Annotated in this window: 18 protein-coding genes; 15 read left to right on the forward strand and 3 right to left on the reverse strand. The window is 40.1% G+C overall.

The annotated features are described in order from the left end of the window. The first annotated feature begins 114 nt into the window (after positions 1-114). The 4 genes from J8L71_RS02630 to J8L71_RS02645 all read left to right on the forward strand — a co-directional run bounded on the left by J8L71_RS02630 (position 115) and on the right by J8L71_RS02645 (position 2058). Positions 115-447 carry a type II toxin-antitoxin system RelE/ParE family toxin gene (locus tag J8L71_RS02630; RefSeq protein WP_210999141.1) on the forward strand — a complete coding sequence of 111 codons (333 nt, stop codon included), beginning with the start codon at positions 115-117 and terminating at the stop codon, positions 445-447. Next, on the forward strand, positions 434-748 hold the full coding sequence (locus J8L71_RS02635) for a type II toxin-antitoxin system MqsA family antitoxin (protein ID WP_210999142.1): 315 nt from the start codon (positions 434-436) through the stop codon (positions 746-748). The genes J8L71_RS02630 and J8L71_RS02635 overlap by 14 nt, the downstream gene beginning before the upstream one ends. Before the next feature lie 189 nt (positions 749-937). Next, on the forward strand, positions 938-1426 hold the full coding sequence (locus tag J8L71_RS02640; RefSeq protein ID WP_210999143.1) for a hypothetical protein: 489 nt from the start codon (positions 938-940) through the stop codon (positions 1424-1426). Between the two features lie 80 nt (positions 1427-1506). Next, a complete protein-coding gene (locus tag J8L71_RS02645) occupies positions 1507-2058 on the forward strand; it encodes a transglycosylase domain-containing protein (protein WP_210999144.1) in 552 nt (183 codons plus the stop codon). Here the strand turns inward: J8L71_RS02645 and J8L71_RS02650 are convergent. From J8L71_RS02650 to J8L71_RS02660, 3 genes are read right to left on the reverse strand one after another with little or no spacing between them, the layout of a single operon-like run. Then, positions 2055-3242, reverse strand: coding sequence for a VWA domain-containing protein (locus tag J8L71_RS02650; RefSeq protein WP_210999145.1), 1188 nt, complete (start codon positions 3240-3242; stop codon positions 2055-2057). The two genes, J8L71_RS02645 and J8L71_RS02650, sit on opposite strands and share 4 nt — an antisense overlap. Before the next feature lies 1 nt (position 3243). Further along, complete coding sequence (locus J8L71_RS02655) at positions 3244-4092, reverse strand: MoxR family ATPase (protein WP_210999146.1); 849 nt, start codon at positions 4090-4092, stop codon at positions 3244-3246. Between the two features lie 52 nt (positions 4093-4144). Next, the gene (locus J8L71_RS02660) at positions 4145-4369 is read right to left on the reverse strand and encodes a DUF1653 domain-containing protein (protein ID WP_104642148.1); all 225 of its coding nucleotides are present in this window, start codon (positions 4367-4369) and stop codon (positions 4145-4147) included. 60 nt (positions 4370-4429) lie between these two features. Between J8L71_RS02660 and J8L71_RS02665 the strand changes: the two genes are divergently transcribed. The 11 genes from J8L71_RS02665 (at position 4430) to rpoS (ending at position 11994) form a co-directional block, all read left to right on the forward strand. Continuing rightward, positions 4430-4909, forward strand: coding sequence for a DUF2947 domain-containing protein (locus tag J8L71_RS02665; protein WP_210999349.1), 480 nt, complete (start codon positions 4430-4432; stop codon positions 4907-4909). A 73-nt stretch (positions 4910-4982) separates the two neighbouring features. Then, the gene (locus J8L71_RS02670) at positions 4983-5615 is read left to right on the forward strand and encodes a hypothetical protein (protein WP_210999147.1); all 633 of its coding nucleotides are present in this window, start codon (positions 4983-4985) and stop codon (positions 5613-5615) included. Between the two features lie 33 nt (positions 5616-5648). Next, complete coding sequence (gene ftsB, locus J8L71_RS02675; protein ID WP_058547210.1) at positions 5649-5936, forward strand: cell division protein FtsB; 288 nt, start codon at positions 5649-5651, stop codon at positions 5934-5936. Continuing rightward, entirely contained in the window at positions 5926-6627 is a 702-nt protein-coding gene (ispD, locus tag J8L71_RS02680; protein WP_210999148.1) for a 2-C-methyl-D-erythritol 4-phosphate cytidylyltransferase, read from the forward strand. Before ftsB ends, ispD begins: the two co-directional genes overlap by 11 nt. Beyond that, positions 6624-7121, forward strand: coding sequence for a 2-C-methyl-D-erythritol 2,4-cyclodiphosphate synthase (ispF, locus tag J8L71_RS02685; RefSeq protein WP_210999149.1), 498 nt, complete (start codon positions 6624-6626; stop codon positions 7119-7121). The genes ispD and ispF overlap by 4 nt, the downstream gene beginning before the upstream one ends. Next, positions 7118-8167: a tRNA pseudouridine(13) synthase TruD gene (locus J8L71_RS02690; RefSeq protein WP_210999150.1), complete on the forward strand. Its 1050-nt coding sequence runs from the start codon at positions 7118-7120 to the stop codon at positions 8165-8167. Before ispF ends, J8L71_RS02690 begins: the two co-directional genes overlap by 4 nt. Then, positions 8148-8912, forward strand: coding sequence for a 5'/3'-nucleotidase SurE (gene surE, locus J8L71_RS02695; protein ID WP_210999151.1), 765 nt, complete (start codon positions 8148-8150; stop codon positions 8910-8912). The genes J8L71_RS02690 and surE overlap by 20 nt, the downstream gene beginning before the upstream one ends. Continuing rightward, positions 8902-9540 (forward strand): protein-L-isoaspartate(D-aspartate) O-methyltransferase, encoded by a 639-nt coding sequence (locus tag J8L71_RS02700; protein ID WP_210999152.1) that lies wholly within the window; start codon positions 8902-8904, stop codon positions 9538-9540. The genes surE and J8L71_RS02700 overlap by 11 nt, the downstream gene beginning before the upstream one ends. A 9-nt stretch (positions 9541-9549) precedes the next feature. Next, complete coding sequence (locus tag J8L71_RS02705; protein WP_210999153.1) at positions 9550-10128, forward strand: YqaA family protein; 579 nt, start codon at positions 9550-9552, stop codon at positions 10126-10128. Positions 10129-10168: 40 nt separating this feature from the next. Further along, the gene (locus J8L71_RS02710) at positions 10169-10993 is read left to right on the forward strand and encodes a peptidoglycan DD-metalloendopeptidase family protein (protein ID WP_210999154.1); all 825 of its coding nucleotides are present in this window, start codon (positions 10169-10171) and stop codon (positions 10991-10993) included. Positions 10994-11028: 35 nt separating this feature from the next. Further along, the gene (gene rpoS / locus J8L71_RS02715) at positions 11029-11994 is read left to right on the forward strand and encodes an RNA polymerase sigma factor RpoS (protein ID WP_210999155.1); all 966 of its coding nucleotides are present in this window, start codon (positions 11029-11031) and stop codon (positions 11992-11994) included. Positions 11995-12088 lie beyond the last annotated feature (94 nt).

The following is a 12088-nucleotide window of genomic DNA, read 5'->3' on the forward strand; positions in this document are numbered from 1 at the left end:
CACCCTCAAAGTTTATATATGAGTAAAGCGCTTTAGTTAAAGCAAGAAATACCTGCCGCTACTCGTTTAAAATCTTCAATTGAATTTATACGCTATCTGCGTATACTTTAATGTATGAAGGGCCTATTTGTTGAATCAAACATATTCGAAAAGTATCGAGAGCTGTACTTGAGTGATAACGAGTATCGTTTATTTCAAGCAGATCTAATGGTTAATCCAAAACAGGGCGATGTTATTCAAGGAGCAGGCGGCTTACGTAAAGTCCGAGTTGCGAGCAAAGGAAAAGGTAAGCGTGGCGGTTCAAGAGTTATATATTATTACTTGGACGACAAAAGACGTTTTTATCTACTCACTACTTACAGTAAAAACGAAGTAACCGATTTAACAGCAGATCAGAAAAAGCAATTAAAAGAATTCTTAGAGGTGTGGCACAATGAGCAAACGTGATTTATTTTCAGAATTAACTACAGCACTTGTAGACGCTAAAGCGCATTCACAAGGAAAGCTTACGTTACGTAGTCATACGGTAAATGATATTAACGATCTTGCTATCTCACCTGATGAAATAGTAAATATTCGAGAAACATTTAATATGTCGCGCGGTGTATTTGCAAACATTCTACATACCTCAGCAAGAACGCTCGAAAACTGGGAACAAGGACGCAGCGCACCGAATGGGCAAGCGATAACTTTGCTAAAGCTTGTGCAGCGTCATCCTGAAACATTGAATCATATAGCGGAGTTGTAGGGTTATACCTAATATTTATGCACAAATGTGTTGTGTCAGCTATTAATAAAAATATTTTGTAGTTTTCTAATATGAACTAAAATTATAATCTTTTTTTAACCAGTGTGGAAAATTAGCAATAAACTGTTATTTTTCTTTTCTATGCTTTAAAAAAGTTATAGGGAAAATAAATTAACTAAGGGAATTAATATGTTGGAAAGTTACATTTGGAATGTTTTAGCTACCGTCACAGGCGGGGCTATTCTGACATTTATATTTTTTTTACTTCGAGAAAAGTGTTTTCCAATTCCTAATATAAGCGGTGTTTGGTATGTAGAAAATACTACCGAATCTAGTGCTTATAATCCTTATAAAGGAATGACTTTAGATTATATCATTATGTTCTGGTGTGAAGGTTGTAAGGTCTCAGGCACAGCTGAGAAAGTGCATGAAGATTCAGTGAATATTAACAAGGATTTTATTGGAAAGGATAGAAAGAGAAGTAATGTAAACGGGTACATACAAAAAAATTACTTTTCAAAAGATAAAGTAACCTTACACTTGGTTGAAGATGGGTTTGGAAGAGTTTCCACTTACTCGTATGAATTGATAGTTACTAGAAAAGGTATGGTAGGTACTTTTTCGTCTATGGTTGCAGATCAAAAAGGTAAATCGACATGGACTCGTAAAAAAAATTGAGACTAGCTTATTTCTCTATATCTATACCGTACATTCTCATTGCTAGCTTTTTATTTAGGATTAGTAGGAGATTTCGTAATTTGGAACGTAAGGTTAGTACAAAAGTTCTTTCTTCTGATAATAATTTTCCAGAAATATATTTGAGGGTTATTCAGGTTGCTGAAGATCATAGGGGTGATAAACATTTTGGTATAGACTACCTAAGTTTTGCTAGAATTTTAAAGCAGTATTTCTGGAATGCTAACTTACAAGGTGGTAGCACAATAGAGCAACAGTTAGTCAGAACATTAACTGGGAGGTATGAAATAACAATTAAAAGAAAGTTAGTAGAGCAATTATTGGCAATTTTAATTTCATATCGTTTTAGTAAGTTGCAAATAGCATCAAGCTATTTAAATCATGCGTACTTAGGTACTAATATTACAGGTCTGTCTGAATTAGCAAAAAAGTTAAAGCTTGATATTAAAAAGGATTCACTTCAGTTAGCTGTAGAGTATTCAGTCCGGCTTAAATATCCAGAGCCAAGCAAAGTTAATAAACAATGGTTATTAAAATATGAGCGTAGGAAAGTACATGTATTAAATTTACTTTCAAAAAATACTTACCTCCACACACCTATTATTGAAAATTAACTCAGCTCTTTTATCGCTCTACTTATTCCATCTAAGCTCAGCGCATACATGCGGTTGTTCATTAACTCTTTTATAAAGCCAATTGATTGGTAGTACGGCCAGTGTTCAACGGGTTGTGGGTTGAGCCAGGCGACTTTATCAAAGTGGTTGGTGATTCGTGCCAACCATGCACTGCCGGGCTCTTCATTGTAGTGCTCTACCGAGCCGCCGGGGTAGGCTATTTCATACGGGCCCATAGTGGCATCGCCCACAAATATTACTTTGTAGTCGCTAGTAAATTTATTAATCAGCGTCATGGTGTCGATGATGTTTGAACGGCGGCGCGCGTTATCTTGCCAAACATGTTCGTATAAACAGTTATGAAAGTAGTAAAACTCTAAATGTTTAAACTCGCTGTGCGCGGCACTAAACAACTCTTCACAGGTATGAATGTAGTCATCCATTGAGCCGCCAATATCAAACAGCATGAGTACTTTTACGGCGTTGTGGCGTTCGGGGGCCATTTTTACGTCCAGCATGCCGCCTTGTTTAGCGGTAGCGCGAATGGTCTCGTTTAAATCCAGAGTGTCGCTTGCGCCAGTGCGGGCAAATTTACGTAGTTTTTTAAGAGCGAGTTTAATTGTGCGCGAGCCAATCTCTCTGTCGGTATCTAGGTTTTTATATTCGCGTTTATCCCACACTTTTACCGCTTGGCGATTACGGTTGCCGTCTTGCCCTATACGCACGCCCTCAGGGTTATACCCATAAGCGCCAAAAGGTGAGGTGCCACCGGTGCCCACCCATTTATTGCCGCCAGCGTGGCGTTTTTGTTGCTCTTCTAAACGCTCTTTTAGGGTTTTCATAAGCTCGTCGAGCCCACCCATGGCTTTTAGCTGAGCTTTTTCTTCATCGCTTAGGCTTTTTTCAAACTCTTTGCGTAGCCAATCTTCAGGTAGGTTGTGCTGTTGCTTTAAGCTCTCGAGTAAATCAAGGTCGGCAATACCGCTAAAGTAATCGCTAAAGGCTTTATCAAACCGATCAAAATGGGTTTCGTCTTTTACCATTATGGTGCGTGCTAAATGGTAAAAGGCGTCTACGTCGGCAAATATAACGCCTTTTTTTAAGGCGTTAATTAAATCGAGTAGTTCGCGCAAGCTCACCGGTAAACGGTATTCACGCAGTTTGAAGAAAAACGCAATCAACATATTAACGACGACTCATAAAAGCAAGTTTTTCGATTAGGCTTATGTCTTGCTCGTTTTTAAGTAAGGCGCCAAACATTGGCATTAATCCGCCTTTTTGCGCTTTGTCGTGCAGCGTTTTGGCGTCTATGTCTTCTGCCATTAATAGCTTTAACCAATCGAGTAATTCGCTGGTGGAGGGCTTCTTTTTAAGGCCATTTGCTTCACGTAAGTTAAAAAATACCTCTAGCGCTTGGCGAACTAAATCTTGTTTAACATGCGGGTAGTGCACATCAATAATTTGCTGCATTTCATCACTGCTCGGAAAATCAATATAATGAAAAAAGCAGCGGCGTAAAAAGGCATCTGGCAATTCTTTTTCATTGTTTGAAGTGATGATCACAATAGGGCGCTCTTTGGCTACAATGCGCTCGTTAGTTTCGTAAACGTGAAACTCCATTTTATCAAGCTCAAGCAGTAAATCGTTTGGGAACTCGATGTCGGCTTTATCTATTTCATCAATTAAAAGTACAGGGCGTTTACCGTTAAGCTCGGCATAGTTAAACGCTTGCCACAATTTACCTTTAACAATGTAGTTGCCAATATTATGCACGCGTTCGTCACCTAATTGGCTGTCGCGTAGGCGCGATACGGCATCGTATTCGTACAAACCTTGCTGCGCTTTGGTGGTCGATTTAATGTGCCATTGAATAAGCTCGGTATCTAAACTTTTTGCAAGCTCCTCAGCCAGCATGGTTTTACCTGTGCCGGGTTCACCTTTAATTAATAATGGTTTTTCGAGCATAATGGCGGCATTTACGGCCTGTTTTAGCGAGCTGCTTGCGATGTAATTGTCGGTAGAGTTAAATTGCACGGTGCACCCTTGTCTGGTCTGAGCAGTAAGTTATTTAGTTATAATGCCATAGTTAATCTATAGGTCCAAGGTAAGCAAAACGAGGTATGGTTTCGCCGCCTTTTTCGACGGTTTCTAAAAACATACTTAGTGGGCGCGCCCAAATACCAAACTCACCGTACAAGGCTTGATAAATAACAAGTTGTTCCTCGGTTTCACTATGGGTGGCAACGTGAATAACTTTGTATTGTGGACCTTTGTAGTGTTGGTATAAACCCGGTTTTAGTGCTGTAGTCATTTGCTGTTCTCTTGTATAATGTGGCTTGCTTTTATTATGCCAAACAATATACCAAATACTATGAATTATATTCTGCTAGATGATTACAAAAAGGCGTGGGTTTTTCGCCATAAAGATATTCCCGTTTCAGACGAGGACGCGGCGCGCATAAAACCAATGAGCGAAGAGCGTGCTGCAGTGCTGTGGTCAACAATGGTTAGCCGCGAACATGACCACCCAGATTTTTTTGATAAAACGGATTGGTGTGGTAAAGAAGAAAGCTTTAGTGAAGAAGTAAATTGGGAAGGCGCGTGGGAAAACTCAGACGAGCATTTACCTCAGGCCATTTTAGAACACTTAGATTGGCAAGCTAATACCACCGTTTATTTTTGTATGGCGCGAAATAATATTATTGAAACAACCTTTGATGTATTTAAACGCAACTGGCAAAACTTTATGTTTTTAGCCGATGGCAGTTTGTTATTAGGTAAAAAGCGAAATACGGTTGTGCAGTTTTTAGAGTCGGGTAATGCAAAATTAGGTGAAAAGCCAAGCGCTTAAATTATTAGGGCGCTTAAAAAGTATTCGGTACTGTGCTATAAAACAACTACCTATTTGTTTTTGAGTACAGCTATTGGTCGCGAAAAATCAGTCACTTGGTGCTCAGCAGCAAGTTGAAATTTGGCAAACTGATGCACAAAAAGTGCTATATGCTCAGTTGTGTAATGCGTTTTATCAGCGAGAGGTTCAGCGTTTGGTCGCCGAGCCCGACGCAGATAAACTTCGTAGGCAATTAAAAAGTTTACCTTATTATATTGAACGAGCTGCTACTTTGGTTGCCAATAGCAAAACGCCTTTTGAACTTGATTCGCAAAATGGCTCGTGGCTTGAAAAACAAAAGCCAACACCGCCTGAAGTAACCACTGAAGCTAATGAACTTTTTTATAAATCGTATGCCAAAGTGGGGCTTGTAGTACCTGTTTTATTGCATGGCTACGACCAAGTACGTTTTAGAATAGACAGTATTGATGAGCTTCAAGACAATAAATTACATTGTAACGAGCTTGGCTGGTTTAGCTTTTTAGGCGAGAGCCTTGAAGGGCAAAACGCGCAATTAATTAAGCCGAGTAAAATGAGCTTAACAGCAGCGTGTTGTGGCCACCAATGGCAGTTTTCAAAGCGCAGTATTCCACGTGTTTTATCGCTTAGAGAAATGCTACTGGCAGGGAATATTAACTGGCGTAATATTAAACGCCCACTTGCTTAAACTGCGAGTAATTAAACAAAATAAGGAGTGTTAATGCGGTTTTTTCAAATTGGCTTATTGTGCTTAGCACTGTTTGTGCAATATAGATTATGGTTTGGCCATAATGGCGTACAAGACTACACACGATTAAAGTCGGCGGTAGCATCGCATCAGCAAACAAACGAAAAATTAATTAAACGTAATAAAGTACTTACCGCCGATATAGAAGATTTAAAACTTGGCCAAGAAGGTATTGAAGAGCGTGCACGTAACGAATTAGGAATGATCAAGCCGGACGAAACATTTATTCGTGTTTTACCGGGTAAACAACATGACAACTAAAAATACAATTGCTGCTATTGTACCTGCAGCAGGCGTTGGCAGCAGAATGCGGCATAATGCGCCTAAGCAATATATAAAGTTAGCTGGTAAAACTATTTTAGAGCACACCTTAGCTAAACTATCTCAACTCCCTCAATTAAGTCGTATTGTAGTGGCGCTCAGCGACACTGACCCTTACTTTGATGAGCTTCCGCAAATAGATTCACGCGTAATACGTGCAAGTGGCGGTAAAGAGCGTGCCGACTCTGTGCTTAATAGCTTACTTTTTTTAGAAGCCAACCCACCACAGTGGGTGCTAGTGCATGATGCTGCACGGCCACTTGTAAATATTGACGATATAAACACGCTTATTAAAGAATGTATAAATGCAAATGAAGGCGGCATATTAGCCAGTAAAGTAAAAGACACCATAAAGCGCGGGCTCACTTATAGTGAGCAAACTGTACCCCGGGACGATTTATGGCAAGCGCTTACTCCGCAGCTTTTTAAGTACGATGAGCTTAAAAGCGCTTTACAAAATGCTCTGGTAAATGGGGTAACAATTACCGACGAAGCAAGCGCCATAGAGTGGGCAAATAAGCCGGTTAAATTGATTACTGGGCGCAGCGACAATATTAAAATAACCACGCCAGAAGATTTAGATTTGGCGGGGTTTTTATTAAACAAACAACAAAACGAGAGTGCAGTATGATTCGAATTGGCCATGGTTTTGACGTACATAAATTTGGCGGCATAGGCCCGTTAACTATTTGTGGTGAAAAAATTGATTACCCACAAGGCTTTTTAGCACACTCTGATGGCGATGTCGCTATTCATGCTTTATGCGATGCTATTTTAGGCGCGCTTGCAATGGGCGATATTGGCAAACACTTTCCTGACACCGCAAGCGAGTATGAAAATATCGACAGCCGTATTCTACTACGCCATGTAGTTGGCTTAGCTAAAGAGCAAGGCTATATACTTGGCAATGGTGATGTGACTATTGTTGCACAGGCACCAAAAATGCTGCCACACATTCAAGCCATGCGCGTAAATTTAGCCAGCGATTTAAACTGCGATCTTAGTCAAATAAATGTTAAAGCTACTACAACTGAAAAGCTGGGCTTTGAAGGGCGTAAAGAAGGTATTTCTAGTCATGCGGTGGTTATTATGAGTAAAGCACTTACGAGTACTGCAAACGCATGAGCGACTTAAATTATTTATACGGTGCGCCACTGTCTAAAGCTGACTTTAAAACCACTGCTGAAGATTTTATGGTAGATGAAGATCTTGGTATTGAGTTTACTGGCAGCGGTGAGCATGTGTGCTTACAAGTGGTTAAAAAAGGCGAAAACACACAATATGTTGCTAAAATTATCGCTCAAAAAGCAGGTGTATCTCCACGTGATGTAAGTTACGCGGGCATGAAAGATCGCCACGGTGTATGTAGCCAGTGGTTTAGCGTAAAAGTGCCCATTAAAAAGCACATTGATTTTAGTGAACTTAACAGCGAGAGCATTTTTATAGTATCGCAGCAGCGCCATGAGCGAAAACTACGAACGGGTTGTCATAAGGGTAATAAATTTACTATTACGCTTCGTAATGTCACACAGCCGCTTGATATATTGTGCCGTATAAATGCGGTGCGCTCAGGTGTACCAAACTATTTTGGTGAGCAGCGCTTTGGGCATGGCGGCCATAACTTAGTAATGGCCGAAAAGATGTTTGCTGGAGAGCGTATTCGCGATAAAAAATTACGCGGTATTATTATTTCTGCAGCGCGCTCGCATGTATTTAATCAAATAGTGAGCTTGCGCGTAAAAGAACATGGCTTAGCTAAAACCATGCACCGCGAAGTATTTATGTTAAGTGGTAGTAATGCATTTTTTGAAGATGCAATAAGTGATGAAAACATAGCTCGTTTAGCTTCAGGCGATATTATGATGTCGGCGCCTATGGTCGGTAAAAGTGAAAAAGGCTTAACTGAACAAGAAAAAATATGGCTTAAACCATACCAAACATGGTGCGATGGTTTAGGTGAGCTTGGTCTTAAAAATGAACGCAGAATGCTGCGTCTGATACCACAAGACTTATCTGTCGAAACACTTGATGAAACCACGTTAAAACTAAGCTTTGGTTTACCCAAAGGGTGTTTTGCAACCGCATTATTACGAGAGCTGGTGGATTATACAGATGCCAGTCCACGAGAGCGAAAAGAAAAGGACAGCAATAATGAAGATACTTCTAAGTAATGACGATGGTGTAAACGCCAAAGGCATTGCGGTTTTATATCAAGCGCTAACACAAATAGCTGATGTAACACTGGTTGCCCCGGATAGAAATTGCAGTGGTGCTAGTAACTCTCTAACGTTAATTAATCCATTACGAGCGACTACGCTTGAAAACGGTTTTATTTCAGTAAACGGTACTCCTACTGATTGTGTTCATTTAGGCGTTAATCAGTTGGTTGACGAAACACCTGATTTGGTTGTTGCTGGTATCAATCATGGTGCTAATTTAGGCGATGACACGCTTTACTCTGGTACTGTTGCAGCGGCAACTGAAGGACGCCATTTAGGTTTGCCAGCAATTGCTGTATCACTTTGCTCGCATCATGGTGAGCATTTTGAGACCGCAGCTGCTGTAACCGTAAACATAATAAAAGGCTTGGCGTCGCACCCGCTTCCTAAAGATCAAATCATTAATGTTAATGTTCCAGACATTCCGCTAAGTGAGCTTAAAGGTGTGCAAGTAACCCGTTTAGGCGCGCGCCATAAAGCCGAAACAATGACAAAGCAAACAGACCCATGGGGGCGTGATATTTTTTGGTATGGTTCTTTAGGTACAGAAAGCGATGCTGGCGAAGGCACTGACTTTAACGCTATCAATAACGGTTTTGCATCGGTAACACCATTAAGTGTTGATATGACTGCAAAAGATAGCTTAACAGCGGTGGGAGACTGGTTAGCTGATTTGGAGATAAATAGTGCTAGCTAATTACTCTCGAAGCGCAAAAGCGCTTGCTGAACTTTTAAAGCGTGAAGGAGTAGAGGATACGCAGGTTCTAAGTGCTATTGCAGATATACCACGTCATGTATTTATAGATGATGTACTAAAACACAAAGCCTACGAAAATACGGCATTGCCTATTGGGCAGGGGCAAACAATTTCGCAGCCTTATATTGTTGCCCGTATGACTGAGTTAATGCGTCTTGCCGGTGTTCGGGACAAAGTACTTGAGATTGGCACAGGTTCAGGTTATCAAACCGCTGTGCTGGCTAAATCGTTTACTAAGGTATATTCGGTTGAACGCATCAAAGCGCTTCAATGGCAAGCTAAACGTCGTTTGCATCAACTTGATTTGTATAATGTAGCAATGAAACATGGCGATGGCTGGCAAGGCTGGCAGTCACAAGCCCCTTTTGATGGCATAATTGTTACCGCTGCGGCGTCTAAAGTTCCACAAGATTTACTTGCTCAGCTATCTGATGGTGGTGTGCTACTCGCCCCTGTAGGAGAGCAAGAGCAAAAGTTAACCATGGTTATTCGCAATGGCGATAACTATACCGAGCATGTTATTGCCCCCGTAAGGTTTGTACCGTTGATACCTGGCGATATTGAATAGGAATTCATTTTGAAGTTGTTTACCAAGTTATACGATATGGCCCTAGTATGGGCTAAACACCGCCATGCTGAGCGTTACTTAGCAGCCATGAGCTTTGCTGAGTCTGTTTTCTTTCCTGTCCCACCTGATGTAATGCTTGCACCTATGTCGCTTGCACAGCCAAGTAAAGCGTGGCGTTTTGCAAGCTTTGCAACTGTAGCATCGGTTTTTGGTGGTGTTATAGGATATTTGCTAGGTTTTTGGTTATTCGAACCTGTAGTAGAACCACTTATTGCTCAAATGCATTGGCAAGATAAATTTGACACTGCACTTACCTGGTTTAAAGAATACGGTGTGTGGGTTGTTTTTTTAGCTGGCTTTTCTCCAATCCCTTATAAAGTATTTACGATTGGTGCTGGTGTAATGCAAATGGCTTTTTTACCGTTTTTACTCGCATCAGCTATTGGGCGTGGTGCACGTTTCTTTTTAGTTTCGGCTTTAATGAAATGGGGTGGAGTGAAAATGGAACAAAAATTACGTCAATATATTGAAGTACTTGGCTGGGCTTTAGTTATATTGATAGTACTTGCATACTTTTTACTTCGATAAGTATTAAAACAATAACTTTCAACTTTAGGAGAAAAATACGATGAATAGTCAGTTTTTACTGTATGTGTTTATATTCATTAGTTTTTTTCTCACAGGGTGTTCTTCAAGAAATGCTCCAGCGCCTGTAAGTAGCTTAAATAATAATGTTAATGATTTAGGTCATACAATTAACATCAATGGTGATTATTATAAGGTTCAAAAAGGAGACACACTTTATTCTATCGCATTTAGCGCAGGTCAAGATGTTCGAAATCTCGCAAAAAACAATTCAATACCATCACCTTATATTATCTTCCCAGGCCAGAGAATATCATTGGTTGCTTCAACCGAAAAAATAAAAAAGCATGAAAAATATACGAGTTTGAGTAAAAAGTCTATAAAAAATACACAAAAAAATAACATAAAATTAAAAAAAGAGCTTGATCCACCTAAACAACGAGAGTATGTTCAGAAACAAGCCAGTAACACAATTAGTAACACTAAACGTTTGTCGAGCAGTAAAGTTAAGTGGTTTTGGCCTGCAAAGGGCAAAGTTACCAAACGCTTTTCTAATAAGGAAAACGGTTATAAAGGTTTACAGATTACTAATCATAAAGGGGCTTCAGTCTTAGCCGCGGCACAAGGAACGGTGGTGTACGCGGGTAATGCTCTTCGAGGTTACGGTAATTTAATCATATTGAAACATAATGATGATTACCTTAGTGCTTACGCACATAACTCGAAATTACTTGTTAAAGAAAAGCAGAAAGTTAAGGCAGGACAAAAAATAGCAGAAATTGGTAATTCAGAATCTTCGGTTACTGCGCTTCGTTTTGAAATTCGCTACCGTGGGCAAGCTGTCAATCCTGCTAAATACCTCCCCTAATTTTTAGGTATTGATAATTGCTCGGGAGAAGGCTTATGGCTAGCGCAGCAAAAAAAACCACGACTGATGAAAAGTTCGATGACACCGCCGTAGAAGACACTAACACGCTACTTGAAAAAGTAGAAGAAGATGACATATTTGCAAAAGAAGAGGTGACTAAAAATCTTGATGCAACTCAGCTTTATTTAGGTGAGATTGGCTTCTCTCCTTTACTTAGTGCAGAAGAAGAGGTTTTCTTTGCACGTAAATCACTTCGAGGTTGTGAGGCCTCACGCAAACGTATGATTGAAAGCAATTTACGTTTAGTTGTTAAAATTGCTCGCCGCTATAATAACCGTGGTTTAGCATTACTCGATTTAATTGAAGAAGGTAATTTAGGTTTAATCCGTGCTGTAGAAAAGTTTGACCCAGAGCGCGGTTTTAGGTTTTCTACTTACGCAACATGGTGGATACGTCAAACTATTGAACGTGCCATAATGAATCAAACCCGTACTATTCGCTTACCTATCCATGTAGTTAAAGAACTCAATGTATACTTACGTACAGCTCGTGAGTTAACGCAAAAGCTTGATCATGAACCAACTGCGGAAGAGATAGCAGCAAGTCTTGATAGACCTGTTGAAGACGTAACTAAAATGCTACGTTTAAATGAAAAAATAGCCTCCGTCGACATGCCTATCGGCGGTGAAAATGACAGTGCTTTACTAGATATTATTGCAGATGAAAAAAGCGCAGGCCCTGAAGGTGAAGTGCAAACTAACGACATTAATAAGCATATCGTAGATTGGTTAGGTGAATTAAACCCTAAGCAACGTGAGGTACTTGCACGCAGATTTGGCCTACTTGGCTACGAGCCATCAACACTTGAAGATGTAGGTCGTGAAATTGGACTGACACGTGAACGCGTAAGACAAATTCAGGTTGAAGCCTTGCGTCGCTTAAAAGATATTTTGCAACAAGAAGGTTTAAGTACGGAAAGCCTGTTTAATCAGTTTTCGTAGCCTTACAATCCAGATAAAATTATGTGTGTAAAAAAGCCAAAGGATTAATCCTTTGGCTTTTTTTAGCCTAAAAAGACTATCTTACCTTAAGCCT

It is taken from the genome of Pseudoalteromonas sp. MMG007 (assembly GCF_018100985.1).
Taxonomy (GTDB): domain Bacteria; phylum Pseudomonadota; class Gammaproteobacteria; order Enterobacterales; family Alteromonadaceae; genus Pseudoalteromonas.

Excerpts from the sequence above, each read along its gene's own strand:
- ispF (WP_210999149.1), top strand. The coding sequence starts at position 6,624 with ATGATTCGAATTGGCCATGGTTTTGACGTACATAAATTTGGCGGCATA.
- J8L71_RS02660 (WP_104642148.1), bottom strand. The coding sequence starts at position 4,369 with ATGACTACAGCACTAAAACCGGGTTTATACCAACACTACAAAGGTCCA.
- J8L71_RS02710 (WP_210999154.1), top strand. The coding sequence starts at position 10,169 with ATGAATAGTCAGTTTTTACTGTATGTGTTTATATTCATTAGTTTTTTT.
- ispD (WP_210999148.1), top strand. The coding sequence starts at position 5,926 with ATGACAACTAAAAATACAATTGCTGCTATTGTACCTGCAGCAGGCGTT.
- J8L71_RS02635 (WP_210999142.1), top strand. The coding sequence starts at position 434 with ATGAGCAAACGTGATTTATTTTCAGAATTAACTACAGCACTTGTAGAC.
- surE (WP_210999151.1), top strand. The coding sequence starts at position 8,148 with ATGAAGATACTTCTAAGTAATGACGATGGTGTAAACGCCAAAGGCATT.
- J8L71_RS02665 (WP_210999349.1), top strand. The coding sequence starts at position 4,430 with ATGAATTATATTCTGCTAGATGATTACAAAAAGGCGTGGGTTTTTCGC.
- J8L71_RS02630 (WP_210999141.1), top strand. The coding sequence starts at position 115 with ATGAAGGGCCTATTTGTTGAATCAAACATATTCGAAAAGTATCGAGAG.
- J8L71_RS02640 (WP_210999143.1), top strand. The coding sequence starts at position 938 with ATGTTGGAAAGTTACATTTGGAATGTTTTAGCTACCGTCACAGGCGGG.
- J8L71_RS02690 (WP_210999150.1), top strand. The coding sequence starts at position 7,118 with ATGAGCGACTTAAATTATTTATACGGTGCGCCACTGTCTAAAGCTGAC.
- ftsB (WP_058547210.1), top strand. The coding sequence starts at position 5,649 with ATGCGGTTTTTTCAAATTGGCTTATTGTGCTTAGCACTGTTTGTGCAA.
- J8L71_RS02650 (WP_210999145.1), bottom strand. The coding sequence starts at position 3,242 with ATGTTGATTGCGTTTTTCTTCAAACTGCGTGAATACCGTTTACCGGTG.
- rpoS (WP_210999155.1), top strand. The coding sequence starts at position 11,029 with ATGGCTAGCGCAGCAAAAAAAACCACGACTGATGAAAAGTTCGATGAC.